Consider the following 25,616-nt stretch of genomic DNA (forward strand, 5'->3'; position numbering starts at 1 on the left):
TTCCTAGACGTATTCGCCCTTCCCGTGTGGATTTCCTATGCGGGACTGATACAGAATGCGGACCTCGTTCCATATGCGGCCTGCGAGGCGGCTGGGAGAACGGGGAAAAATTTTGGTAGATGCCACCTTTTTTCCCGATAATGATGATATAATAGAAGCACATTTTGGCAGAGCAGAAAGGTGGTTCTTGACGCTTTTATGAAGAAGATCCTCATATCCTGCCTCTTGACGGCAGTCATCGTGACGGCGGCGCTTGTCATCGAGGCGGGATATTTTATTGGCAATTACTGCGTGCACTTCGGCCTGGAGCGCGGGACGGCGGAGAATCCGCAGGAGCCCCCGCGGGCCTATGCGTTGCTGATGCCGCCGGAGGCGCGCCATTTCGACAAGCCGAACTACGCTTCGGAGAACTGGAACATCGAGTCGGAGGACGGCATCTACCTCGCGGCGACGCATTTCAAGCCGGAGCGCGCGACGGACAAGTGGGTCATCGTCGCGCACGGCTACGGCTGCACGCAGCAGAATTCCTACTACATCGCGGAGCATTACCTATCGATGGGCTACCACGTGCTGACGCCGGACCTGCGGGCCTCGGGGCTCAGCGGCGGGCGCTATCTGACGCTCGGCTACCGCGAGAGCGAGGACATCGTGCTCTGGGCGAAGAAGGTCGCTGAGCTCTATCCGCAGGCCAAGATCGTGCTGCACGGCGTCTCGATGGGGGCGGCGACGGTCATGATGGCCGCGGGCCGCGAGGATCTGCCGCCGGAAGTCGTCGCGGCGGTGGAGGACTGCGGCTACACGAATGCGGATGAGCTCATCGCCATGCAGATGGAGAACTCGTTCGGCCTGCCCGCCTTCCCGGCCATGAATCTCCTGAACTGGCGCTGCGAGAAGGTGGCGGGTTTCAACCTGCACGATGCGGCGCCGATTGATGCTGTGCGCCATGCCCGCGTGCCAATCCTCTTCATCCACGGCACGAAGGACACGCTCGTGCCACCGAACATGGCGGAGCAGCTCTACGCGGCGGCCAATGCGCCGAAAAAGGAACTGCTGATGATACCGGGGGCCGTGCACGCGGCGGCGAGTCAGGCAGATCAGCAGACGTACTTCCGGACCATCCGGAAATTCGTGAAGCCCTATATGGAGGAATGAGAATGAAAGCAGTTGTGACAAGGGTGCAGCAGGCATCCGTTGAGATTGAGAGCAAGGTGTGCGGTGCCATAGGACAGGGCTTTCTCGTCCTGCTCGGCGTTGGCCCTGATGATGATGATGCGTCCTGCGACCGCCTGGCCGAGAAGATTGCCCATGTGCGCGTCTTCTCGGATGAGGCGGGTAAGATGAACCTGAGCATCGACCAGGTGGGCGGAGCCTTCCTCGTCATCTCGCAGTTCACGCTCTACGCCGACCTCAAGAAGCGCCGCCCGGGATTCTCGCACGCGGCCAAGCCGGAGCTTGCGGAGCCGCTCTACGAGCGCTTCATGGAGAATTTGCGCGCGAAGGGCTTCCGGGTGGAGCACGGTGAATTCGGCGCGGATATGAAGGTGGCTTCTGTCAATGACGGCCCGGTCACTCTGCTCTTTGATACCGATTGTTTGTGAGAATGGAGTCAGACAGGAGAAAAAGGCATGAATATGGATTTACTGCACAATTATGCACGCCTCGTCGTGCGCGTCGGCGTCAATCTGCAGCGCGAGCAGATCCTCGTCATCAATGCGCCAATCGAGTGCGCAGAGTTTGCTCGCGTCATCGCCAAGGAGGCCTTTGCGGCGGGCGCCCACGATGTCGTCGTGAGCTGGAACGATGAGCAGCTGGCTCACATCCGCTATGCGGGCGGCAAGAAAGCGCTCTTCACAGAGTTCCCCGAGTGGCGTCGCGCCTTCTATGAGGACTATGCGGCGCAGGGAGCGGCCTTCGTCTCAATCGCCGCGCGCGACCCGGAGATCTTCGGCGACATCGACCCAGAGAAGCTCAAGCTGACCAATCAGGCGGCGGGCGCGGCGCTCATGGAGTACCGGGAGCGCCTGATGAACAACCGCAATACATGGTGCGTCGTCTCGGTGCCGACAAAGGGCTGGGCAAAGAAGGTCTTCCCAGAGCTTCCAGAGGATGAGGCCGTCGCACGCCTTTGGTGTGAGATCTACAAGACGGTCCGCGTCGGCGAGGGCATCGACACGGTCAAGGCGTGGCAGGAGCACATCGCCTTCCTGCACAAGGCGGCCGATTTCCTCAACGCGAATGACTTCCAGAAGCTCCACTACACGAATCGCCTCGGCACGGACCTGACCATCGAACTGCCGGAGGGCCATATCTGGGCGGGCGGCGCCGAGAAATCGGAGCTTGGCACGGTGTTTGCCGCGAATATGCCGACGGAAGAGGTCTACACGCTGCCGAAGCGCGACGGCGTCAACGGCATCGTCTACGCGACAAAGCCGTTGAACTTCAACGGCAATCTCATCGAGGACTTCTGGCTGCGCTTCGAGAATGGCCGCGTCACAGACTTCGCCGCGAAGAAGGGCGAGAAGATTCTCAGGGGGCTGATCGAGACGGACGAGGGCTCGCACTTCCTCGGCGAAGTGGCGCTCGTGCCGTATGACTCGCCTATCTCGAAGAGCGGCGTGCTCTTCTACAACACCTTGTTCGACGAGAACGCTGCCTGTCATCTGGCGCTCGGCAAGGCATATCCGACCTGCCTCAAGGACGGCGAGAAGATGGACAGCGTGACGCTCCTGCAGCGCGGCGTCAACGACTCGCTGATGCACGAGGACTTCATGGTCGGCAGCCGCGACCTCGAGATCGTCGGCACGCGCCGTGACGGCACGGAGGTGCAGGTATTCCATGAGGGCAATTTCGCTTTTTGACGCATAGGAGACAGAAAGGAGATGGGATGATGCAGAGGACTCTAGGCATCTTCACGGCGCTCGTGCTGGTCTTGGCGGCACTCTGCCTGCCAGCGGGGCGCTCAGAGGCAGCGGGGCTCCAGGATGCGGATTTTTCCTGCCGCGGCGCAATGCTCGGCGCGAGCGAAGCGGAGCTTTTCAAAGCGTGGGGGGAGCCGCTCTTTGACCGGACGGAGATACGCCAGGGCGTGACGGTCAAGGTCTACGTCTACAAGGACCACTACGAGGCCGCCGTCGACAAGAGTGGCCACGTCGTCGACTTCCTCATCAAGAACGACCGCTACGAGGCGAGGAACGGCATCCGGCTCGGCGCGACTTCGTACTGGATCCAGAAGACGTACGGCAAGACAGAGCGTCAGCGTCTCGACGGGGCGGCGTACTACATCTACACGCGCGAGGGCCATCCGCACGACCATCTCCTACTGGGCATCGATGCGCAGGACGGGTATCTGACGTCGATGCGCATCACGTCTCTGCCGCTGACCGATGAGGAAGCGGAAAAGCGGGCGCTGGAAGACGATGCGGAAGAAGGGGAACTCGAACCGCGCTTTGCCGAGAAGAAAATCGACACCTCCGCACTCGGGAAGGCAGAGCCACCCGTCCTCAAGGAGGTACGGCCATGATTCACCTCAAGATGATGCGCCACCGCCTGCTGCGCTATCTCGGCATCACCGTGGGCTGCCTGATCGCGAGCTGCTCCATCAACCTCTTCCTCGTGCCGTCCCATCTCCTGACGGGCGGCGCGACGGGCATCGCGATCATCGTCTACTACCTGGCGCAGCTGCCCATCGGCCTGCAGACCTTCCTCTACAACATCCCGCTTCTCATGGCAGCCTGGAAGACGCTCGGGCACGGCTACACGGTCGATGTCATCATTGGCACGGGCATCTTCTCGCTGTGCCTCGATCTCACGCGCTTCCTCAATGCCTACGCGCCCGTCAATGACATCATGCTCGCCGCCATCTTCGGCGGTGTCTTCAACGGCATCGGCTACGGCATTGTCTTCCGCATGAACGGCAGCACGGGCGGCTTCGACATCGTCGGCGCCATCGCCAAGAAGTACTACTCGCTCAACATGGGCGGCGTCATCTTCGCCTTCAACTGCATGATCATGTGTGTGGCGGCCTTCCTTTTCGGCGTGGCCCCCGCGATGTTCACGCTGATCTGCATGTACATGAATGCGATGGTCACCGACAAGGTCATTGCGGGTTTCAACAGCCGCAAGGCCGTGCTGATCGTCTCGGACCGCGCGCAGCAGATCGCGGACGGCATCATGGAAGTCGGCCGCGGCGTGACCTTCCTGCACGGGCAGGGCGCCTTCACGCGCAAGGAGCGCAACGTCGTATTCGTCGTCGTCAAGCTCACGCAGGTCAGCAAGATCAAGCTCATCGCGCATGCGGTCGACCCGCACGCCTTCATGATCATCATGTCGGCCAACGAGGTCATGGGCCGCGGCTTCAGTGAGCCCGGCATCGCCTTCCGGCGCTTCATCAACAAGGACAAGGTACAGCTAGAGCATCCGGAGCATCTGAAATGGCACGATGAGCGCTGAGCCTCTACCAAAAGAAAGGAAGAATCCACATGATTGAGATCACCTACCTGCTGAACAGCGGCTTCCTCGTGCGCGTCGGCCGCACACTGCTCGTATTCGACGACTTCAAGGACCCGGCGGGAGCCGTCGATGCGGCCGTCGAAGCGGCGGATTTTGACCACCTCTACTTCTTCGCGTCGCACGGCCACTTCGACCACTTCGATGCGCACATCTGCACTTACGAGGCAAAGACAGAACGCTACATCCTCAGCGATGACATCCGCTGCACAAAGGGCCTCAGCAGCTTTGACCAGGCGAAGCTCGTCTTCCTCAAGACGTACGCATCCTGGCAGGACGAGCACATCGCCGTGGCGTCCTTCGACTCGACAGATATCGGCACATCGTTCCGCGTCGTGCTCAAGGACGAGGGTGTGACGCTCTTCCATGCCGGTGACTTCAACTGGTGGGACTGGACGGGCGAGCCCCAGGAGCAGCGGAAGCTCGCCGAGAACGCCTTCCGCAAGCAGATGAAGAAGCTCAAGGGGCTAGAGGCGGATCTGGCCTTCTTCCCCGTCGACGGCCGCCTGGGCCCGAGCATCGACAAGGGCGCAAAGGTGTTCTGCGCCGAGACGGAGGTGCGCGCGCTCGTCACGATGCACTCCGTCGGCTATCCAGCCTGGCAGCCGCCAGAGGGCTTTTTCGGAGCAGGCCGTTCCATTCCCGTCTGGTCGCCGCGCACGCCGGGCGAGAAGGCCTGCCTCAAAGATGGCCAATTCCTCGCAGACTGACGGTCGACTATTGAAAACATAGGAGGATATAAGGTAAAATGAAGAAGGTGTTCTGGCTGCTGCTCGCCATGCTCGTGATGACGGGCAGTTGCCTTGCCGCATCCGGCAGTGAGAAAACAACAAGCATTCAAGACGGCCAGACCGTCAAAGATGTTCATGGAGGAGATAAGAAAATGGTAAATCGCATTGCAGTATTTGAGACGAACCTCGGCAACTTCAGCGTGGAGCTCTTTGAGGACCAGACGCCAATCACGACGGAGAACTTCATCGACCTCGCCGAGAAGGGCTTCTACGATGGCGTCATCTTCCACCGCGTCATCGACGGCTTCATGATCCAGGGCGGCGATCCGGAGGGCACGGGCATGGGCGGCCCGGGCTACACGATTGAGGATGAGTTCCTCGACGATCTGCGCTTCGACGGTGAGGGCATCCTCGCGATGGCCAACACGGGCATGCCGCACACGGGCGGTAGCCAGTTCTTCATCACACTCGATAAGACGCCGTGGCTCAACGGCCATCACACGATCTTCGGCAAGGTCAAGGAAGGTATGGATGTCGTGCGCCGCATCGGCCATTCGGAGACAGACATGGCCGACCGCCCGCTCGAGGACGTTGTCATCAAGACCATCGAGATCAAGTATCCGGAGTGATGGCAGAGGCCTACACCTACATCCTCGAATGTGCGGACGGCAGCCTCTACACGGGCTGGACGAATGACCTGGCGGGGCGCGTCAAGGCGCACAATGCAGGGCGCGGCGCGAAGTACACGCGCTCGCACCGCCCAGTCCATCTCGTCTACTTCGAGTCCTTCGCGACGAAGGGAGAGGCACTTTCGCGCGAGGCCGCCATCAAGAAGATGACGCGCGCGGCGAAGCTTGCCTTGATTGACACAGCTGAGAAAAGAAATTATAATGAATAAGTTAAACTGAAACATAAAGGGGCGTTTTATCATGGCAGATAAACAGGTCATGCTGACCGAAGAAGGCTATAATAAACTCGTAGAAAAGCTCAACTACCTCAAGAGCGTCAAGCGCATCGAGATTGCAGAGCGCCTGAAGGCCGCCATCGCACTGGGCGACCTCTCCGAGAACTCGGAGTACGACGATGCCAAGAACGAGCAGGCATTCCTCGAGGGCGAGATCCAGGACCTCACGGCCAAGATCCGCAACTCGCACATCATCAAGGCTGGTGCCGGCGACATCGTCCAGATGGGCAGCAAGGTCACGGTCAAGGACATCGAGTTCGGCGATGAGGACACCTTCATGCTCGTCGGCTCGACGGAGGCTGACCCGGACGAGGGCAAGATCTCGAATGAGTCCCCGCTCGGTCAGGCACTTCTCGGACAGAAGAGCGGCAGCGTCATCGACGTGCACGCTCCGGCCGGCATCATCAAGTACGAGATCCTCGCAATCAAGGGCTGAGAGCGCAGCGGATCGTTTAGATTGGAGTAATGGAAAGTATGGCAGATAAGAAGCAGAAGGGGCAGCAGGCTCCTGTGGAAGACCTCAATGAGATGATGAAGGTCCGCCGCGAAAAGATGGAAGAATTCCGCGCGATGGGCGTGCCGCCGTTTGGCCATCGTTACGAAGTCACGGATTATGCAGAGCCAATCAAGGAGAAATACGCACATCTTGAAGGCGATGAAGAGGGCGGCGAGGTCCGCATCGCCGGCCGTCTCATGGCCATCCGCGGCCATGGCAAGGCGTCGTTCTGCACGCTCAACGACCGCACGGGCAACATCCAGGTCTACTTCAAGATCGATGTGCTCGGCGAGGACAAGTACAAGAACCAGTTCAAGAAGCTCGATATCGGCGACATCGTCGGCATCCGCGGCATCGTCTTCAAGACGCACCGCGGCGAGGTGACGGTCCGCGTCGAGGACTTCGACCTGCTCTCGAAGTCGCTGCGCCCGCTGCCGGAGAAGTTCCACGGCCTGCAGGATGTCGACATCCGTTACCGCCAGCGCTACCTCGATCTCATCATGAACCCGGAGGTCCGCGACACCTTCCGCAAGCGCACGAAGATCATCCAGTCCATCCGCACGTACCTCGATGATCGCGATTACCTCGAGGTCGAGACGCCGGTACTCTCGACGATCGCCGGCGGCGCAGCAGCGCGCCCGTTCGTCACGCACCACAATGCACTCGACATCGACCTCTACCTGCGCATCGCGACGGAGCTCAACCTCAAGCGCCTCGTCATCGGCGGTTTCGACCGCGTCTACGAGATGGGCCGCGTCTTCCGCAACGAGGGCATGGATGTCCGCCACAACCCGGAGTTCACGACGATCGAGTTCTACCAGGCGTACGCTGACTACACGGACATGATGGACATCACGGAAGGCATTGTCGTCAATGCCGCCAAGAGCGTTCTCGGCACGCCGGTCATCAATTACCAGGGCGTCGAGATCGATCTCTCGAAGGTCAAGCGCATCAGCATGAACGATGCCGTCAAAGAGGCGACGGGCAAGGATTTCCTCTCTTGCAAGACCGTCGAAGAGGCCCGCAAGATGGCTGACGAGATCGGCGTCCCGTACGAGCCGCGCCACGGCATCGGCGGCATCCTCAACCAGGCCTTCGAGGAGAAGGTCGAGGAGACACTGATGCAGCCGACGTTCATCACGGGCCATCCGACGGAGATCTCGCCGCTCGCGAAGCGCAATCCGGAAGACCCGCGCATCACCGACCGCTTCGAGTTCTTCATCTACGGCCGCGAGCTGGCCAATGGCTTCACGGAGCTCAACGACCCGATCGACCAGGAAGGCCGCTTCCTCGATCAGCTCAAGCAGCGCGAAGCCGGCGACGATGAGGCTCACGTCATGGACCGCGACTACATCACGGCCATGGAGTACGGCCTGCCGCCGACGGGTGGTGTCGGCATCGGCATCGACCGCCTCGTCATGCTGCTGACGGACGCGCCGTCCATCCGCGACGTCCTGCTCTTCCCGACGATGAAGCCGCTCTCTGAATAAGACTTGGCAGACTTCTGGCGCCTTCTGGTGCCAGGAGTTTTTCTATTTGCAGAGATTGACAGTATCATCGCTCTATATTACAATGTCAGTAAAACATATTAATTAACTATGTATATAGATAGCGAGGGATAGATATGAACGAACAGGACATCTTCCAGAAGATAACCGATGAATTTTACTGGTTCCACCGCCACCCGGAACTCTCCTACGAGGAAGTCGAGACGACAAAGCGCCTCCGAGAGGACCTCGCGGCTGCTGGCATCGAGGTCCTCGACCTGCCGCTCAAGACGGGCCTTGTCGCCAAGGTTGGCACAGGTGAGGCGCCGTTCATCGCGCTGCGCTGCGATATCGACGGCCTGCCGATCCAGGAGGAGTCGGGTCTTGCCTATGCGTCTGAGCACGCGGGCCGCATGCATGCCTGCGGCCATGACTTCCACATCAGTGCGGTGCTCGGCTCGGCGTACCTGCTCAAGGCGAAGGAGCGCGAGCTTCGCGGCACAGTCTACCTGATCTTCCAGCCGGCAGAAGAGGCGCCGGGCGGCGCGTGCAAGGTCATGGAGACGGGGGTGCTCAAGGACGTACAGGCCATCTTTGGCCTGCACACCTCGCCGCTCTACGATGTCGGCACGCTCGGCATCCGCTCGGGCGCGGTGACGGCGTCTGTCGACAAGTTCACCGTGACGTTCCACGGCAAGGGCACGCATGCAGCTCATCCGGAGCGCGGCATCGACCCCATCGTCATGGCCGCGAGCTTCGTCACGGCTGCGCAGAGCATCGTCTCGCGCAATATCGACCCGGCACACCCGGGCCTCGTCTCCATCACGCACATCGAGAGCGGCAATACCTGGAACGTCATCCCTGAATCCTCGTGGCTGGAGGGCACGGTGCGCTGCCTGACGGCAGAGGACCGGAAGCTCATCAAGAAACGCATCTACGAGCTGGCAGAGGGGCAGGCCGCATCCTTTGGCGGTCATGCAGAACTCACCTGGTATGCCGGCCCGCCGGCGACGGATAACACGCCGGACTGGACGGACTTTGCCATCGAGGTGGCGAAGGAGGCGGAGCTGGACGTCGTGCCCGCGCCCGTCAATCTGGCCGGCGAGGATTTCGCCTACTACCAGGAGGAGATCCCCGGCGTATTCGTGCTTGTCGGCACGGGCAAGTCGCCGGCTAACCACAATCCGAAATTTCACGTTGATCCGGCAGCACTCGGACCGGCTGCCAGATATATGGCAAGACTCGCCGTGGAGGCCTTTGCGCGCCTCTGAGGCGATGCGCCAAGATAAGGGGTAAGCAATGAAAATCATCGATGCACATCTTCACTTTGGGTCGGATGCCTACTTTGACGAGATCGCGAAGGCAGCCGAGCACGAGAACAGCGCCGACCACCTGCTCGAGCAGTACAGGATGCGCGGCATGGTGCACGGCATCGTCATGGGCAATCTGCCCGTCGAAGTGCTCGCGCCAGCGTATCCGTCCTTCCTTTCGTACTGCATCGGGCTTGACAGCCAGGTATTCGACATGGAGAAGCTGCCGCAGAAGCTCCATCTCATCGAACAGCATTTGAGGAGCGATCGCTGTGTCGGCATCAAGCTCTACCCGGGTTACGCTTCGTTCTACCTCTACGACGACAGGCTCGCGCCAGTCTACGAGCTCGCCGCGCGCTACGACAAGCCGGTCGCGGTCCATACGGGCCTGACGGCGACAGACAACGCGCTCTTGAAGTACAGCCATCCGCTCGTCATGGATGAGGCGGCGACGAAGTTCCGCAAGGTGCGGTTCGTCATGTGCCACTTTGGCGAGCCGTGGTTTACGGATGCGGCAGCCGTCATTGAGAAGAACCCCAATGTGTCGGCAGACCTCTCGGGCCTTTTAGAGCGCAAGATCCCGGATTTTGGGGCTTTCTGCGAGAAGAAGCATTTCTACATCGAGCGCCTCAAGGGCTGGCTCGAATACCTCGACCTCTACGACCGCTTCATGTTCGGCACGGACTGGCCGCTTGCCAATCTCGGGGACTACATCGCCTTCACGAAGGAAATCATCCCAGAGGAGCATTGGGATGAGGTATTCTACAAGAATGCCATGCGCATCTACCATCTGAAGCCAGAAGCGATGCTCGACAGCTGATGCATATCGGACAAAGTGAATCGGCAACAAAAAATACGGTATCCGTCTAGGATACCGTATTTCTGTTGAGCATGGGATGCAGATCTCAGTGTGCACCGGCAAGGCGCTTCTCGTAGAAGCGCTGGCGGCGCTGGGCGATGATCGTCTTGGCTTCGCTGTCGCGGTCCATCTGATGGCGCGTGAAGCGGTGATGGCGGGCGAGCAGGTAGTAGTAGAGGACGATGCCGATGAGGGAGATGGCACCAGCTGCGATGTAGACGAAGGAGAAGCCGAAGGCCGGGACAAAGCTGCCGAGCGTGTATGGGCCGACGCCGATGCCGAAGTCAAGCAGGACGAAGTAAGTGCTCGTCGCGACGCCGACCTGATGCATCGGTGCGCAGTGGACGGCAAGAGCATGGCAGGAAGCCGTCGTCGTGCCGTAGCCGAAGCCGAGGAAGAGTGCGCCGATCAGCATGGCTGCGTCCGTGCTGGCCGTACCGATGAAGCCCATGGCGACGGCCATGCAGATGAGTGCCGGGTAGATGACGATGTTGCCGCCGAAGTGGTCGAGCAGGTAGCCAGTCAGCGGGCGGCTGATGAAGGAAGTAGCGGCGAAGCAGAGGAAGAAGCCCGTTGCGCCGATGCCCGTGATGCCGATGTGAGCCGTGTAGGCGCCGAGGAAGCTCAGGACCGTGGAGTAGCAGACACCGGCCATCAGGGCGATGCAGGAGATGGCGAGTGCCTTGATGGAGAAGAAGCGGTCGAACGAGATCTTGTGGAGATCTGCTTTCTCTTCTGGCAGGATCGTGCGCTCCGGCGCCTTGATGAAGAAGGAGAGCGCGAAGATCAAGAAGGTTGCGGCCGCGCAGATCTCGATGGCGAGCGTGAATTCCTTGGCGGACGTGAGGTTCATGGCGATGAAGGGGCCGATGGCCGAAGCCATCGTGACGCCGAGCGTGAAGTAGCCGATGCCCGTGCCCATGCGCTTGAGCGGGACGAGTGCGGCGACGACCGTGCTCGCTGCCGTCGAGGTCGTGCCGAAAGACAGGCCATGCAGGAAGCGGACGAGCATGAAGACCTCGAGCGACGGCGCGAGCTCGTAGCAGAGGACGAGCAGGAAGAACATCAGCGTGCCGGCAAGGAACATCTTGCGGCGGCCGACGAAATCGATGAAGCGTCCAGCTGGGATGCGGGCGAACAGGGCACCGACGATGAAGAGGCCAGAGGCGAGGCCGGCCATGCTGATGGAAGCATTCCAGGTGTAGATGGCATAGGCCGTAGACCAGAGCATCAAGAGGAAGTGGACCGAGTAGACGAGGAAGTTGACACCGATGTCAAATACGTAGTCACGCGTCCAGAGGCGCGTCGGGGCAGCTGAATCTGCCATGACAGAAGACTCCTTTCCAAGCGAAACCTGTTTCTTATGATGATGGCGCGGATGATGGACCGCCGTGCAGTGCGCGACCGTCAGCATGCGATGGGCATCGCTCGCTGACATGCCAGTCTCTGCACAGAGCGCTTCAACATAATCCGAGGGAATCCGATAATTCAATGCGTTCACCTGCTTATCTAAAATATCTATGAATGAAATCTGAAACTTAGTATAGTCATCTTCAGAGAGCACGTCTAATGTATAATTTTCACAAATAGGATGCAAATTGTGCATAACCATGGCGATCCCTGCCGTTTTTTGCAGAAAATGCATGCGAGATTCCTTGTATACATGAATACAATGCAAAATAATCATGGAAATGAAGCAGGAAAACGTTGTCAGCCTAGGTTACCGTGCATATAATAGACTATAACCTAAAGTAATTATGCACGATATGCAAGAAACGAGGAACAAAATGGAATTGACACAACTGAAGTACTTCCAGGCGATGGCCAAGTGCCGTCACTTCACGCAGGCAGCCGAAGAGATGGCCGTCTCGCAGTCGGCTCTTTCTCGCTCCATCCAGAAATTGGAGCAGGAGCTCGGCGTCACCCTGTTTGAACGCCATGGCCGCACCTCGGATCTGACGGAGGCCGGGCAGAAATTCCTGTTCCATGTCGACCGCGTGATCCGCGAGCTTGCGCTGGCGGAACAGGAGATCGAACTCGATAACGGCGGTGCAGGCGTCGTGCATCTCTCCTTCCTGCACTCGCTCGGCGACACGTTCCTGCCGCTGATCCTGCGCCAGTTCCATGAGCGCTACCCGCACATCGATGTCAAGCTCAACCAGCAGAGTTCTTCGATGCTCGCCGAGCAGCTGACGAGCGGCGAGACGGATATCTGCCTCTGCTCGACGATGAATGAACCGGATACGGCCTGGATGTACCTCTGGTCGGAAGAAATGTTCCTCGTCGTGCCGGAGGACCATCCGCTCGCGCAGAAGTCGCGCGTCAGCCTGCGCGAAGTCGGGGATGAGCCGTTCGTCGCTTTGAAGCCCGAGTACACGCTGCGCCAGCAGGTCAACCAGTTCCTCGACCTCGCAGAGAGCCATCCGCAGATCATCTTCGAGGGCGATGAAGTCCACACGCTCGTCTCTTTCGTCGCGGCGCATCTCGGCGTCAGCGTCCTGCCGCACGTGCCATGCACAGAGCACCTCGGCGTCGTCTTCGTGCCGATATCCTTCCCGCTCTGCAAGCGCGCCGTCGGCATCGCCTGGAACACTTCGCGGCCACTCTCGCCGGCAGCTATGACCTTCCAGCAGTTCACCATCCACCACTTCGTGCACGAGGGGGATATTCCACTGACGCAGCCCGATGGCAGAGGAAACGCGGCGCGCTGACTTGTCGATGTTCCGTAATATTGATATAATTATATGATGACTATCATATGAGGTGATTGGAATGACAATGGAGATCAAGATGGAAACCGTCGTGAAGCGGTTCCGCGACTATATTTCCTTCAATACACAGTCGGATGAGGCAAACGACAAGGAATGCCCGTCGACGCCCGGCCAGATGGTGTTGGCCAAGCACTTGGCTGACGAGCTTCGCTCCATCGGCCTCACGGAGGTGACGGTGGACGAGCACGGCTACGTCATGGCGACGCTGCCGGCGAACAACGGGGACGATTCGCCTGTCGTCGGCTTTATCTCGCATCTCGACACGAGTCCTGATGCGGCGGGCGGCCCGATCCACGAGCAGATCATCCACGCGTATGCGGGCGGCGATATCGTGCTGAACGAAGAGAAGGGAATCGTCTTCTCGGTCGCGGACTTCCCGGGCATCGAGCGCTACAAGGGCCAGGACATCATGATGACAGACGGCACGACGCTTTTGGGTGCAGATGACAAGGCCGGCGTCACGGCCATCGTCAGCGCTGCGGAATACCTCATGGCGCACCCGGAAATCTCGCACGGCAAGATCCGCCTGGGCTTCACGCCGGATGAGGAGACGGGCCGCAGTGCAGACCGCTTCGATGTCAAGGCGTTCGGCGCGGATTTTGCCTACACGGTCGACGGCGGCGAGATCGGCGGGCTGGAGTACGAGAACTTCAATGCGGCGAACCCGACCATCCTCTTCCATGGCCGCAGCGTCCACACGGGCGACGCGAAGGGCAAGATGAAGAATGCCGTCTCGATGGCTGCGGAGTGGCAGCAGATGTTGCCGGCCGGCGAGAAGCCGGAGTACACGGAGGGGCATGAGGGCTTCTTCCATGTTCACACCGTCGCGGGCAGTGTCGAGCTCGTCACGATGGAGATGCTCGTGCGCGACCACGACCGCGCGCACTTCGAGCGGCGCAAGGCACTGCTCGACGATATGGCCGCATTCTTCAACAAGAAGTACGGCGAGGGCTCCGTCGAGGTGCATCACCGCGATGTCTACTACAACATGCTCGAGAAGATCGAGGATGGCAATCTCTATGTCGTGGAGCTCGCGCGCGAGGCGATGGAGGAGATTGGCATCGAGCCGGATGTCCAGCCCATCCGCGGCGGCACTGACGGCGCACGCCTCTCGTTCATGGGTCTGCCGTGCCCGAATCTCTTCACGGGCGGTGCGAACTTCCACGGCCGCTTTGAGTACCTGCCGCTGCCATCCCTGAAGAAGGCGGCGGAGCTCGTCCTTGCGATCATGGTCAAGGCAGCTTCCTGCAAGGGCAAGGCTGGCAAATGAGAATGCAGCAATGAATTGACGCGTCAGGCAACCTGGCGCGTCAGTGTTATGGATATGTGGATATCCGACTGATGAGACAAGCAATCAGACAGATAAAAGGAGATTTTTCTTTATGGCAATACTGGAAATCAAGAAAGCAGGGGCGCCGGTCCTCAAGGAGGTCTGCGCTCCGGTGGAGAAGATCGACAAGGGACTGCGCAAGCTGCTCGACGACATGGCCGTCACGATGTACGAGAGCGACGGCGTCGGCCTCGCTGCGCCGCAGATCGGCCGTCCCATCCGCGTCGTCGTCATCGACTGCCAGGACGACCACGGACTCATCGAGCTCATCAACCCGGTCATCACCTTCCGCGAGGGCACGGCAACGGATACCGAGGGATGCCTCTCCGTGCCGGGCATCTACGGCGAGGTGGAGCGCGCAGCGAAGGTCAAGGTGGAGTTCCTCAACCGCCGCGGCAAGAAGCAGCATTTGACGGCGACGGGCCTTCTGGCACGCTGCATCCAGCATGAGCTCGACCATCTCGAGGGCCAGCTCTTCATCGATATCGCAAAGAGTCTGCACAGGGGGAATCAGGCGTGAAAAAGTTCCGAGTCATTTTCATGGGCACGCCGGAATTTGCCGTGCCGTGCCTCGCAGCTCTGTATGAGCACTGCGACGTCATCGGCGTCGTGACGCAGCCCGACAAGCCGAGAGGGCGCGGCCAGAAGCTCGTGCCGTCGCCGGTCAAGGCCTGGGCGGAGGCGCACGGCCTGCCAGTCTGGCAGCCGAAGAGAATCAAGGAGGAAGACTTCACGGCCTTCCTCGAAGAGCAGAAGCCCGACCTCATGGTCGTCGTGGCCTTCGGCCAGATTCTCTCTCAGCGCATCCTCGACATCCCGCCTTATGGCTGCATCAATGTACACGGTTCACTCCTGCCGCGTTACCGCGGCGCGGCGCCGATGCAGTGGTGCGTCATCGACGGAGAGAAGAAGACGGGGATCACGACGATGTTCATGGACGCTGGGCTCGACACGGGCGACATGCTGCTGAAGGCGGAGTTCCCGATCGGTCCGGACACGACGCTCGAGGAGGTGCACGACGGCCTCATGGCGCTCGGCGCCAAGGTGCTCATCGATACGCTCGAGGAGCTCTCGGCCGGGACGCTCAAGCGCATCCCGCAGACGGGCGAGTCGAATTACGCGCCGATGCTGACGAAAGAGACGGGCCACATCCACTGGCAGGACCGTGCACAGAAGATACACAATCTCGTGCGCGGCCTCGACTCGTGGCCGGGGGCTTACACCTTCCTTGCAGGCAAGAAATACAAGATCTGGCGCACGCGCTGTACGACTGAGAAGACGGAAGCGCAGCCGGGCACCATCCTTAGGGCCGACAAGAAAGAAGGCCTCTTTGTAGCAGCGGGCGACGGCGTGCTCGAGATTACGGAGCTCCAAGCGCCTGGCAAGAAGCGTATGGCCGCGAAGGATTACCTCAATGGTCACGCGATTGCTCTGCCCGCAACGTTTGAGGATTGAATATGACAAAAGCAAAGAATGATTACGTGCTGACGGGGCGCCCGAAGAAGCGGCTGTTCATCGGCATGCTCTCTCTGACGGCCGTCCTCATGGCGGTCATCCTCTACGCCATCTGGTACATCGGCGTGCCGGGGCTCCGCGCCATCCAGCCCATGCTGCCCTGGCTCATCGGCGCTGTGTTCACCTTCTTGGTGGCAGGGGCGTTCTTCAGCATCTTCAACATGGTCCTCGCTGTCGCACATCTGCCGTACCTGCCGTTCCTGCAGCGCCAGACGTATGAGCTCATCAACCTGCTCTTCCCGCTGGCCGTGCGCCTCGGCAGCATCTTCGGCATCCGGCGCCGCAAGCTCGAGGGCTCCTTCATCGCGGTGAGCAATCTCCTGTTCAACCGCATGGGCATCCGCGTGCCAGCCGACCGGCTGCTCGTCGTGACACCGCACTGCCTGCAGCTCGCCTCATGCCCGCACAAGATCACGCGGGACCCGGAGAACTGCAAGCGTTGCGGCCGTTGCGATATCGGCGCCCTCGTGACGCTGTCGCATGAGATGGGCTTCCACTTCTTCGTGGCGACGGGCGGCACGCTCGCGCGCCAGATCGTCTACAAGACGAAGCCGAAAGCCGTGCTGGCCATTGCCTGCGAGCGTGACCTCATGAGCGGCATCCAGGACGTCTACCCGCTGCCGGCCGTCGGCGTGCTCAACATCCGTCCGAACGGACCGTGCTACAACACGCACGTCGACATCGAGGAGGTGCGGGCACAGCTCGAGAAGATCATCATACCGAAACCAAAAGAGAAACAATGAGTGATACGATACGTAGTCAAGAGTCAAGACAAATGAGGTGGATCTATGGATAAAGCGCGCGAGACGGCAGTCCGCATCCTATACGAAGTACATGAGAATGGCGCCTATGCCAATGTGGCGCTTGCCAAGGCACTGCGCCAGGCAGAGCTTGGCGAGCAGGACCGCCGCTTTGTCACGGAGCTCGTCTACGGCGCGGTCAAGGCCGGCGGCACGCTCGACTGGATCCTGCGCCGCTACGTCAACCGACCCGTGCGCAAGATCCAGCCGCTCGTCCGCGAGATCCTGCGGCTCGGTCTCTACCAGCTCTTCTACCTCGACAAGGTGCCGGTTTCGGCAGCCTGCAACACGGCTGTAGAGCTGGCCAAGGGCATGGGCATGAAAGGGCTCGCGGGCTTTGTCAATGCCGTGCTGCGCACGGCAGTGCGCGAGCCGGAGAAGGCCGCATTCCCGAGCGGGAAGGGCCATGCGACGGAAAACCTCGCCCTCTCCAGCCAGCATCCGGAGTGGCTCGTGCGCCGCTGGGTCAAGACGTTCGGCTTTGAGGCGGCGGAGAGACTCTGCCGCTTTGACAATGAGCAGCCTCTCCTCTCCGTGCGCACGAATACGCTGCGCACGGACCGCGATGCGCTGCTCGAAGAGCTCAGGCAGGCAGGCGCGGAAGTCGAGCCTTCGCTCTGGGCTCCCGAGGGCATCCTCGTGCGCCGTCACGGCGCACTCGATGCGCTCGCACCGCTTCAGCAGGGGCGCTGTCAGGTGCAGGATGAGAGCTCGATGCTCGTCGCACATGTCGTAGGGCCGCAGCCTGGAGAGTTCATCATCGACTGCTGTGCGGCGCCGGGCGGCAAGACGACGCACATGGCGGCGCTCATGCACGACAAGGGCCGCATCCTCGCCGGTGACATCTACGACCACAAGCTCCAGCGCATCGAGGAGAATGCCGCGCGCCTCGGCATCCAGATCATCGAGACGGAGGAGATTGACGCGCGAGAGATCGGCGAGCAGTATGAGGCGATGGCTGACCGCGTCCTCGTCGACGCGCCGTGTTCCGGTCTCGGCGTGCTGCGCCGCAAGCCGGATGCCCGCTGGCGCAAGACGGCAGACGAGATCGCGGCCTTGCCTGACCTGCAGCTTTCCATTCTCGAGAGCGCAGCGAGGGCCGTCAAGCCGGGCGGGGTGCTCGTCTATAGCACCTGCACGATCGAGCTCGCCGAGAATCAGGGCGCCGTCAGCCGCTTCCTCGAAGCGCATCCGGAGTTCGCCTTGGAGACGACGGGCCATTACCTGCCGCTGCCGACGAAGCATGCGGAGTCGAAGATGGTTCAGCTGCTGCCGCATGTCGACGGCACGGATGGCTTCTTCATCTGCCGCATGAAAAAGACAAGCAAGACAGACAAGAAAGGATAAGACGTTGAACGATATTTTTGGGTTGACCTGCCAGGAACTCCAGGCAGCGCTGCAGCCGTTCTCGCTGCCGAAGTACCGCGCCAAGCAGATCGCGGAGTGGATGTACCAGCGCGGTGCTACGAGCTTCGGTGATATGACGAACCTCTCGAAGAAGCTGCGCGAAGAGCTGTCATCTTCGCTGGCGATTGGCCGCCCGCGCCTCAAGGACCGCCTCGATTCGGCCGACGGCCACACGACGAAGTTCCTGCTGGAATTTGCTGACGGCACGGCCGTAGAGACAGTGCTCATGCGCCAGCCCTACGGCAATAGCATCTGCGTCTCGACGCAGGCCGGCTGCAACATGGGCTGTGCTTTCTGCGCATCGACGCTGCACGGCATGGCGCGCAACCTGACGAAGGGCGAGATCCTCTCGCAGGCCATCGCGATAAACGACATGCTGCGCGGGGAAGGGCGCGGGGAGAAGGTCGACACCGTCGTCATCATGGGCTCGGGCGAGCCTCTGATGAACTACGAGAACGTGCTCGGCTTCATCCGACTGCTGCATGAGGAATACGTCCTCGGCCTGAGCTACCGCAGCATCACGATCTCGACTTCCGGCATCGTGCCACAGATGTACAAGCTCGCAGATGAGGGAATCCCCATCTCGCTCTCTGTCTCGCTGCACGCGCCGAACCAGGAACTCCGCAGCGAGCTCATGCCAATCAATCGCAAGTACCCGCTCGCTGATGTCGTGCGCGCGGCGCGCCACTACGCGGAGACGACGAAGCGCCGCGTGACGTACGAGTACATCCTCATCGATCACGTCAATGACGGGGAGGCGCAGGCAAGAGAACTCGTCTCACTGCTGCGCGGCCAGCTGGCCAGTGTCAATCTCATCCCCATCAATCCTGTGGCTGAGCGTCATCTGCTGCGCCCGTCTGCCGCACGCATCGACTGGTTCGAGCACTACCTCACGGCGCATCATCTGACGGTCACGGTGCGGCGCGAGATGGGGACGGACATCCAGGCAGCCTGCGGCCAGCTCCGCAATAAGCACCTGGAAGAGTGACCATTTCCCAATAAATTCACAGCTTTTTCATCCGATATCTGCTATAATGTACGGATAGTGGTCATAGCAAAAGAAACGGAGGCGAAAACCATGGGTCTAGGGACATGGGAATCGTATCTGGCAAATCATATCGAGGGCTTCTTCAACAAGAAGTTCAGCAGCAGCCTTGAGGCTGTCGAGCTCATGAACGGCCTTGAGCGTGAGGTCAAGCGCCAGTCCTCTGGCAAGAGACGGCAGGATATCGACACGGCATTCATCTTCTCGCTGAATCCGGAGGACTACCACCGCCTCTGTGCGCGGCGCGTCATCGAGGACCTCAGGACGCTGGCAGCGCGCCAGATCATCCTGCAGGACTGCGCGGCGGACGGCGTCATCACTGTGCGCATGGAGCAGAGCGGCAAGCTGAGTCGCGGTGTCTACAAGCTGCGCTGCGGGCGCTCCGACGAGGTGGAGGACATCTCGGCTAACACGCTCGTCCTCCAGAAGCGGCCGTCGCTTGACGGCCGCGTACCGCTCAACCTGCCGGCCTTCCACGCGATGGCTTCGCTGACTGTCGTCGAGGGTCCCGACCTCGATGCCTACCTCGAGATCGGGGAGAAGCAGGTCTACATCGGCCGGCGTGACAAGAACGAGTTCATCCTGACAGACACGAATGCCTCGCGGCTCCACGCCTGGATCTCGTACGAGCACCATCGCCACGAGCTCTACGATGCACAGAGCACGAATGGCACGTTCGTCAACGGGCGGCGCATCGATTCCTGCCGCCTGCAGCATGGGGACAAGATACGGATCGGCATGACGGTCCTGCGATATGAGGTGATATAATTGGCGGTGACAGCCGTTTTTCTCAAAGGCATCCGCGTGGTGCTCGAATATGGCATGCTCCTTTGGCTCCTGTGGTTCACGGTGACGCTCTCAAGGCGCCTCTTCGGGGCGGTGCGCAAGCAGTCAGCGGCCATACGCAGGCCGGAGACGAAACCGCAGGAGGCCGTCGTTTCTGTGCTGGAGGCGCCGGAGCCGGAACTCGCGGGCAAGCGCTTTGCGTTCGGCGAACAGCTCATGGTGGGGCGCGGCCGCGACAACCACATCGTGATACCCGAGGGCTATGTCTCGCATCATCATGCGCAGATCTATCGCCATGGCAATCAGTACGTCATCGAAGATCTCGGCAGCATCAACCATACGTATGTGAACGGTCAAATCCTGGAGGGCAGGGCGTACCTTCGCCCTGGTGACAAGATCCGCATCGGGCTCGTCACCCTTCGGTTCGAGAGGTGAGAATTTTGAGTAAGGTTTATGAAGCGACCGATGTCGGCTGTGTGCGGCCGATCAATGAGGACAGCGCTGCGGTATTCGACCCGGAGGTCTACGTCGTGGCAGACGGCATGGGCGGCCATGCGGCCGGAGAAGTCGCGAGCCACATCCTCGTCAAGGCAGTGCGGGACGATCTCGCTGACTGCGGATCGATTGAGGAGCAGGCGCTCTGCCGCGCCATCCACCGCGCCAACCGCGAGATCCTCGCCACGGTGGCAGAGAATCCTGACTGCCAGGGCATGGGGACGACGGCGACGCTGTTGCACACGGAGCAGGGGCTGGCCTTCTGGGCCCATGTCGGGGACAGCCGCCTCTACCTCCTGCGCGACGGTGTGCTGCATCAGGTCACGCGCGACCATTCGTATGTCGAGGACCTCGTCGAGCACGGCGAGCTCACGGAGGCAGAGGCGCGCATCCATCCGCAGAAGAACATGCTGACGCGCGCCGTCGGCGTCGCGGAAGCGCTCGAGGTGGACAGCGGCCGCTTTGACGTCCGGACGGGGGATATCCTGCTCCTGGCGACAGATGGCCTCATGAACATGGTCCGAGAGGAAGAGATCGCATCCATCCTGCAGCAGGGGCAGCAGGACCCGGCCAGGGCCCTCATCGAGGCGGCACTGCGCTCGGGCGGGCGCGACAATGTCACGGCAGTCGTGGTGGTGTACGGCGTATGAAGAACTGGAGTCTTCTCTTACCGCCGTTCGGCATCCTGATTTCCGGACTCGCTGTGCTCTACCTCAAGGCGCATCCGCAGCCGGGCGTCGTCCACACGCAGGACCTCCTGGGCATCGCGTACCTGCCGTGGCTCGCAGCCGTCATCGTCGCGGCCGTCATCCTGCAGGGCGTCCTCGTGCGCCGGCACATGGACACGTGCCTCTTTCCGCTCGTCATGTTGCTCGCGAGTGTCGGCGTCGTCGAGATCGCCCGCCTAAAGCCCGCGCTGCTCATACCGCAGTTGCGCTGGCTGCTCATCGCGATGGTCCTGATGTTCCTCGTCATCCGCTTCTGGAGCCGCATCGTCAGGCTCGTCGACTACCCGTACATCACGGGGATCTGCTGCGTCGTCGTGCTCTTCCTGCCCATTCTCTTTGGCACAGAGATCGGCGGCAGCCGCAACTGGCTCGTGCTCGGGCCGTTTTCGGTGCAGCCGTCGGAATTCGGCAAGATCCTCATCGTCCTGTTCCTCGCGGCGTACCTCTCGGATCACCGCAAGGTCCTATCCCTGCCGAAGCGCCGCCTGCTCTTCCTGCAGTTGCCGCCGCTGCGCTTCATCGCGCCGCTCATCTGCATCTGGAGCATCGCGGTGCTGATGTTCGTCGTGGAGAAGGACCTCGGCTCGGCACTGCTCTTCTTCGGCATTGCCGTGCTCATGACGTACATGGCGACGGGGAGCAAGTCCTATGTCTTCTTGGCGTTGCTCTTCATGGGCCTTGCCGCGACCATCTGCTACATGGGCTTTGCCCACGTGCGCGTGCGCTTCGACATCTGGCTCAACCCCTGGCAGGACCCCAACGGCATGGCCTATCAGGTCGTCCAGTCGCTCTTCGCCTTCGGTACGGGCGGTGTCTGGGGCACGGGCTTCGGCTACGGCCACCCGGGCTTCATCCCCGAGGTACACACGGACTTCATCTTCGCCGCTATCGCGGAGGAGATGGGCCTTATCGCCTCGCTGATGCTCATGGCCTGTTATGTCATGGCCTTCTGGCGCGGCATCTGCATCGCGCTCTCGTGCCCGCAGGAGAAAGAGCTGCTGCTCGCGGCCGGATGCAGTGCGCTGCTCCTCATGCAGGCCTTCATCATCATTGCCGGCGTGACGAAATTCCTGCCGCTGACGGGCATCACGCTGCCGTTCATCAGCTACGGCGGCAGCTCGATGGTGTCGGGCTTCATCTTGCTCGGCATGCTCCTGTCTCTGTCAAAGGAGAGGAAAAATGTCTGATTGGAAAATCAAGCGGCAGGTCCTCAGGGCGGCATCTTTTGCGATGGTCCTGTTCGGACTGCTGGCTGTCTATATCATCTACCTGTCGACTTGGGAGGCGGACGACCTCGCCAAGAACCCGCTCAACATGAGGCGTGCGGCGGCTCGGGCCGACATCCAGCGCGGCTCCATCCTCGCGGCCGATGGCCAGATCCTGGCCGAGACGCGCCAGGACGGCAGCCGCGTCTACCCGTTCGGCACGACCATGGCTGCCGTCACGGGCTACAACGGCGAGAACATCGGCAGCGCCGGCATCGAGGGTCACGCCAACCAGGCGTTGCTCGGCCTGACGGCCGATATGAGCCGCCTCGGCCCGCTCTCGCAGCTCCTGCAGTCGGAGCGCGGCAATGACGTCAAGCTGACCATCGAGCCGTCCGCCCAGAAGGCAGCCGCCGCAGCTCTCGGCAAGCGCCGCGGCGCCGTCGTCGCGCTCGACGCGCGGACGGGAGCCGTGCTTGCGATGGTGAGCTCGCCCTCGTATGACCCGAATGACATCGAGTCGAACTGGAAGGCGCTCTCGGGGCAGGAGGACAGCCCGCTCCTCAACCGCGCCGTCCAGGGGCTCTACCCGCCGGGCTCGACCATCAAGGCGATGATTGCCGATGCGGCGCTGACGGACGGCGTGACGAACACGTCGGAGGTCTTTGATTGCGACGGCGTGCTCGACGTCGGTGGCGGCCACACGATACGCGAGAGCCATGGCGAAGTCCATGGCCGCGTCGACCTCAGGCAGGCCGTCACGGAGTCGTGCAACATCACCTTCGGCACGCTCGGCATGCGCATGGGTGACGAGAAGCTCAAGAAAGCCTTCTCGCGCTTCGGTTTTGACCGCGAGATCGGCGACGAGATCCTCATGACGAAGTCGCATTTCCCCGACTTCGGCACGCTCTCCAAGGGCGATCAAGCGCAGACGGCCATCGGCCAGAGCGCCCTGCTCGTCACGCCGATGCACATGGCATTGCTCGCTGACGCCTTCGCCAATGGCGGCAAGATCATGAAGCCGTACCTCGTGCAGGACGTCATCACGCCGGGCGGCACAGTCGTCTACAAGGCACAGCCCTCGCGCTGGCTGACGGCCACGACGCCAGAAATGGCGGCTCTCATCGACAGCTATATGGAAGATGTCGTGACGAAGGGCACGGGCACGGCGGCAAGGGTGCAGGGCGTCCGCGTGACGGGCAAGACCGGCACGGCCGAGAATCCAGCGGGCAAGGATCACGCCTGGTTCATCGGTTCGGCCGAGCTGCCGGAGCGCAAGATCGTCTTCGCCATCATCGTAGAGAACGGCGGTGGCGGCGGTATCGAGGCCGCACCAATCGCGAAACAAATGATAGAGAGTCTGATGTAACTTTATTCCTGGTATAGTAGGGGGAACGGATATGGTACAGCGTATCTTAGATCAGCGCTATGAACTCGAGGAGCTGATCGGCGGAGGCGGCATGGCCGATGTCTACAGGGCAAAGGATCGCCTGCTCAACCGGCCTGTGGCCGTCAAGATCCTGCATGAGGCATTCAAGCAGGACAAGGAATTCATCGATAAATTCCAGCGTGAAGCCCAGGCGGCAGCACGTCTTTCGCATCCGAATATCGTCAATATCTACGATGTCGGCGTGGCCGATGGCGACCATTACATCGTCATGGAATACGTGCCGGGCCGTACCCTCAAGGATCGCATCCGCCAGGAAGGCCATCTTTCCGTCAGCGAGTCCCTGCGGGTCGCACGAGAGATCGCAGAGGCACTCGCCCACGCGCATGCCAACAACCTCGTGCACTGCGACATCAAGCCGCACAACATCCTCATGATGGCCGACGGCCACGCCAAGGTAGCTGACTTCGGCATCGCGCGCGCCGTCACCGAGTCCACGATGACGTACAGCGGCAATGTCATCGGCTCGGTGCATTACTTCTCGCCCGAGCAGGCCAAGGGCACGATGATCACGCCGAAGTCGGATGTCTACTCTCTAGGCGTCGTGCTTTACGAGATGCTGACCGGCAAGCTGCCGTTCACCGGGGAAAACCCCGTCAGCATTGCCGTCAAGCACCTGCAGGAAGAGCCTGTGCCAGTGCGCCAGATCGACCCCGCCATCCCGCCAGTCGTCGAGGCCATCGTCTCGAAGGCGATGAGCAAGGACCCGGCCATGCGCCCGACGAGCGCAGAGCTCGTGCAGGACATCAGCCAGGCGGAGCGCATGCTCATGGCAGGGACTCCGCAGACTCCTGCCATGATGGCGCAGGACCCCGACGCAACGCAGGTCTTGCCGCGCGTCCAGCCTGTGCAGCAGTCCATCCCGCCGCGCCGTGCGCCGCAGAATGAGGTGTACGAACAGGATGAACCCGAGCAGGAGAAGTCCATCTTCAAGTCGAAAAAATTCATAGCAGGACTGCTCGTCGTCCTCTTAGCCGGCTTCTTCATCGGCGCCTTCATGAGCTACGGCAAGTTCTGGAGCACGGCAGAAGTCACGGTCCCAGATGTCACGGGCAAGCAGATGACACTCGCGCGCCAGATCCTCGAGGACAAGAAGCTGCGCGTCAACGTAGCGGAGACGTACAACGCCGACGTGCCAGCCGGACAGGTCGTCTCGCAGAATCCGACGGCTGGCTCCAAGGTCAAGGAGCAGCGCCTCGTCACGATCTACGTCAGCAAGGGCGGCGAAGAGATCGAGATGCCGGACCTCACGGGCCTCTCAAAGTCAGATGCAGAGGCACAGCTCAAGAAGATGGGCCTGAAGCTCGGCTCCGTTTACGAGAAGTACTCGAATGAAGAGGCGGGCACTGTCATCAAGCAGGACCCGAAGGCCGGCACGAAGATCAGCCGCGGCCAGACGGTTGACATTACAGTCAGCAAGGGCAAGCAGAGCCACAAGGTCAGCGTGCCGGATGTGACGGGTGTCTCACTCGACGCAGCGAAGGCCGCTCTGCAGAACCGCGGCCTCAGAGTCGGCAGCGTCTCGAAGCAGGAGAGCCGCCAGGCAGCGGGCACGGTCATCAGCCAGTCGCCGGCAAGCGGTGAGGTAGAAGAGGGCTCGAGCATCAGTCTCGTCATCGCAGAGCCAGTCAAGCAGCAGGTCCAGAAACCGGACAAGAAAGACCCGGAGAAGAACAGCAACAGCGAGGCGAAAGTGCCCTCCAAACAGAATGAGAATGGCAAAGAGCGGTGACA

General features: G+C 60.9%; 26 protein-coding genes. 25 read left to right on the plus strand and 1 reads right to left on the minus strand.

What is annotated here, in order from left to right; genetic code table 11:
* The first annotated feature begins 198 nt into the window (after positions 1-198).
* The 12 genes from QDI87_RS10445 to QDI87_RS10500 all read left to right on the plus strand — a co-directional run bounded on the left by QDI87_RS10445 (position 199) and on the right by QDI87_RS10500 (position 10,314).
* Positions 199-1,152, plus strand: coding sequence for an alpha/beta hydrolase (locus tag QDI87_RS10445; RefSeq protein ID WP_278743238.1), 954 nt, complete (start codon positions 199-201; stop codon positions 1,150-1,152).
* A gap of 2 nt (positions 1,153-1,154) precedes the next feature.
* The gene (dtd, locus tag QDI87_RS10450) at positions 1,155-1,598 is read left to right on the plus strand and encodes a D-aminoacyl-tRNA deacylase (RefSeq protein ID WP_278743239.1); all 444 of its coding nucleotides are present in this window, start codon (positions 1,155-1,157) and stop codon (positions 1,596-1,598) included.
* 27 nt (positions 1,599-1,625) lie between these two features.
* Positions 1,626-2,858 carry an aminopeptidase gene (locus tag QDI87_RS10455; protein ID WP_278743240.1) on the plus strand — a complete coding sequence of 411 codons (1,233 nt, stop codon included), beginning with the start codon at positions 1,626-1,628 and terminating at the stop codon, positions 2,856-2,858.
* 29 nt (positions 2,859-2,887) lie between these two features.
* Positions 2,888-3,520, plus strand: a complete 633-nt coding sequence (locus QDI87_RS10460) for a hypothetical protein (RefSeq protein WP_278743242.1) — start codon at positions 2,888-2,890, stop codon at positions 3,518-3,520.
* Positions 3,517-4,449 carry a YitT family protein gene (locus QDI87_RS10465; RefSeq protein WP_036378074.1) on the plus strand — a complete coding sequence of 311 codons (933 nt, stop codon included), beginning with the start codon at positions 3,517-3,519 and terminating at the stop codon, positions 4,447-4,449. The genes QDI87_RS10460 and QDI87_RS10465 overlap by 4 nt, the downstream gene beginning before the upstream one ends.
* Before the next feature lie 29 nt (positions 4,450-4,478).
* Entirely contained in the window at positions 4,479-5,216 is a 738-nt protein-coding gene (locus tag QDI87_RS10470; RefSeq protein ID WP_278743244.1) for an MBL fold metallo-hydrolase, read from the plus strand.
* 38 nt (positions 5,217-5,254) lie between these two features.
* A complete protein-coding gene (locus tag QDI87_RS10475) occupies positions 5,255-5,866 on the plus strand; it encodes a peptidylprolyl isomerase (protein ID WP_278743246.1) in 612 nt (203 codons plus the stop codon).
* A complete protein-coding gene (locus QDI87_RS10480) occupies positions 5,866-6,135 on the plus strand; it encodes a GIY-YIG nuclease family protein (protein ID WP_055160823.1) in 270 nt (89 codons plus the stop codon). The genes QDI87_RS10475 and QDI87_RS10480 overlap by 1 nt, the downstream gene beginning before the upstream one ends.
* 31 nt (positions 6,136-6,166) lie before the next feature.
* The gene (greA, locus tag QDI87_RS10485; RefSeq protein WP_036378063.1) at positions 6,167-6,637 is read left to right on the plus strand and encodes a transcription elongation factor GreA; all 471 of its coding nucleotides are present in this window, start codon (positions 6,167-6,169) and stop codon (positions 6,635-6,637) included.
* A 38-nt stretch (positions 6,638-6,675) separates the two neighbouring features.
* Positions 6,676-8,187, plus strand: coding sequence for a lysine--tRNA ligase (lysS, locus tag QDI87_RS10490; RefSeq protein ID WP_036378061.1), 1,512 nt, complete (start codon positions 6,676-6,678; stop codon positions 8,185-8,187).
* A 134-nt stretch (positions 8,188-8,321) separates the two neighbouring features.
* On the plus strand, positions 8,322-9,455 hold the full coding sequence (locus tag QDI87_RS10495) for an amidohydrolase (protein WP_055160855.1): 1,134 nt from the start codon (positions 8,322-8,324) through the stop codon (positions 9,453-9,455).
* Positions 9,456-9,483: 28 nt separating this feature from the next.
* Positions 9,484-10,314, plus strand: a complete 831-nt coding sequence (locus QDI87_RS10500) for an amidohydrolase family protein (RefSeq protein ID WP_270528087.1) — start codon at positions 9,484-9,486, stop codon at positions 10,312-10,314.
* 85 nt (positions 10,315-10,399) lie between these two features.
* Here the strand turns inward: QDI87_RS10500 and QDI87_RS10505 are convergent, their stop codons facing one another.
* The gene (locus QDI87_RS10505) at positions 10,400-11,845 is read right to left on the minus strand and encodes an MFS transporter (protein WP_278743248.1); all 1,446 of its coding nucleotides are present in this window, start codon (positions 11,843-11,845) and stop codon (positions 10,400-10,402) included.
* Positions 11,846-12,140: 295 nt separating this feature from the next.
* Between QDI87_RS10505 and QDI87_RS10510 the strand changes: the two genes are divergently transcribed.
* From QDI87_RS10510 to pknB, 13 genes are all read left to right on the plus strand, one after another.
* Positions 12,141-13,064 carry a LysR family transcriptional regulator gene (locus tag QDI87_RS10510; protein WP_036378053.1) on the plus strand — a complete coding sequence of 308 codons (924 nt, stop codon included), beginning with the start codon at positions 12,141-12,143 and terminating at the stop codon, positions 13,062-13,064.
* A gap of 67 nt (positions 13,065-13,131) precedes the next feature.
* Positions 13,132-14,394 carry a peptidase T gene (gene pepT / locus QDI87_RS10515; protein ID WP_270528257.1) on the plus strand — a complete coding sequence of 421 codons (1,263 nt, stop codon included), beginning with the start codon at positions 13,132-13,134 and terminating at the stop codon, positions 14,392-14,394.
* A 112-nt stretch (positions 14,395-14,506) separates the two neighbouring features.
* Positions 14,507-14,974 carry a peptide deformylase gene (def, locus tag QDI87_RS10520; RefSeq protein ID WP_036378051.1) on the plus strand — a complete coding sequence of 156 codons (468 nt, stop codon included), beginning with the start codon at positions 14,507-14,509 and terminating at the stop codon, positions 14,972-14,974.
* Complete coding sequence (fmt, locus tag QDI87_RS10525) at positions 14,971-15,909, plus strand: methionyl-tRNA formyltransferase (protein ID WP_036378049.1); 939 nt, start codon at positions 14,971-14,973, stop codon at positions 15,907-15,909. Before def ends, fmt begins: the two co-directional genes overlap by 4 nt.
* A gap of 2 nt (positions 15,910-15,911) precedes the next feature.
* Complete coding sequence (locus QDI87_RS10530) at positions 15,912-16,712, plus strand: DUF116 domain-containing protein (RefSeq protein ID WP_278743249.1); 801 nt, start codon at positions 15,912-15,914, stop codon at positions 16,710-16,712.
* Between the two features lie 45 nt (positions 16,713-16,757).
* Positions 16,758-18,116 (plus strand): 16S rRNA (cytosine(967)-C(5))-methyltransferase RsmB, encoded by a 1,359-nt coding sequence (gene rsmB, locus QDI87_RS10535; protein ID WP_278743250.1) that lies wholly within the window; start codon positions 16,758-16,760, stop codon positions 18,114-18,116.
* 4 nt (positions 18,117-18,120) lie between these two features.
* A complete protein-coding gene (gene rlmN, locus QDI87_RS10540) occupies positions 18,121-19,164 on the plus strand; it encodes a 23S rRNA (adenine(2503)-C(2))-methyltransferase RlmN (protein ID WP_036378041.1) in 1,044 nt (347 codons plus the stop codon).
* A 90-nt stretch (positions 19,165-19,254) separates the two neighbouring features.
* A complete protein-coding gene (locus QDI87_RS10545) occupies positions 19,255-19,989 on the plus strand; it encodes an FhaA domain-containing protein (RefSeq protein ID WP_278743252.1) in 735 nt (244 codons plus the stop codon).
* The gene (locus QDI87_RS10550) at positions 19,990-20,442 is read left to right on the plus strand and encodes an FHA domain-containing protein (protein ID WP_148485450.1); all 453 of its coding nucleotides are present in this window, start codon (positions 19,990-19,992) and stop codon (positions 20,440-20,442) included.
* 5 nt (positions 20,443-20,447) lie between these two features.
* On the plus strand, positions 20,448-21,152 hold the full coding sequence (locus QDI87_RS10555; protein WP_036378035.1) for a Stp1/IreP family PP2C-type Ser/Thr phosphatase: 705 nt from the start codon (positions 20,448-20,450) through the stop codon (positions 21,150-21,152).
* Positions 21,149-22,417 carry an FtsW/RodA/SpoVE family cell cycle protein gene (locus QDI87_RS10560; RefSeq protein WP_036378031.1) on the plus strand — a complete coding sequence of 423 codons (1,269 nt, stop codon included), beginning with the start codon at positions 21,149-21,151 and terminating at the stop codon, positions 22,415-22,417. The genes QDI87_RS10555 and QDI87_RS10560 overlap by 4 nt, the downstream gene beginning before the upstream one ends.
* On the plus strand, positions 22,410-23,804 hold the full coding sequence (locus QDI87_RS10565) for a peptidoglycan D,D-transpeptidase FtsI family protein (RefSeq protein WP_270528094.1): 1,395 nt from the start codon (positions 22,410-22,412) through the stop codon (positions 23,802-23,804). The genes QDI87_RS10560 and QDI87_RS10565 overlap by 8 nt, the downstream gene beginning before the upstream one ends.
* A gap of 31 nt (positions 23,805-23,835) precedes the next feature.
* Positions 23,836-25,614, plus strand: coding sequence for a Stk1 family PASTA domain-containing Ser/Thr kinase (gene pknB, locus QDI87_RS10570; RefSeq protein WP_278521007.1), 1,779 nt, complete (start codon positions 23,836-23,838; stop codon positions 25,612-25,614).
* Positions 25,615-25,616: the final 2 nt, after the last annotated feature.

The organism is Mitsuokella jalaludinii (assembly GCF_928722185.1).
Taxonomy (GTDB): domain Bacteria; phylum Bacillota; class Negativicutes; order Selenomonadales; family Selenomonadaceae; genus Mitsuokella; species Mitsuokella jalaludinii.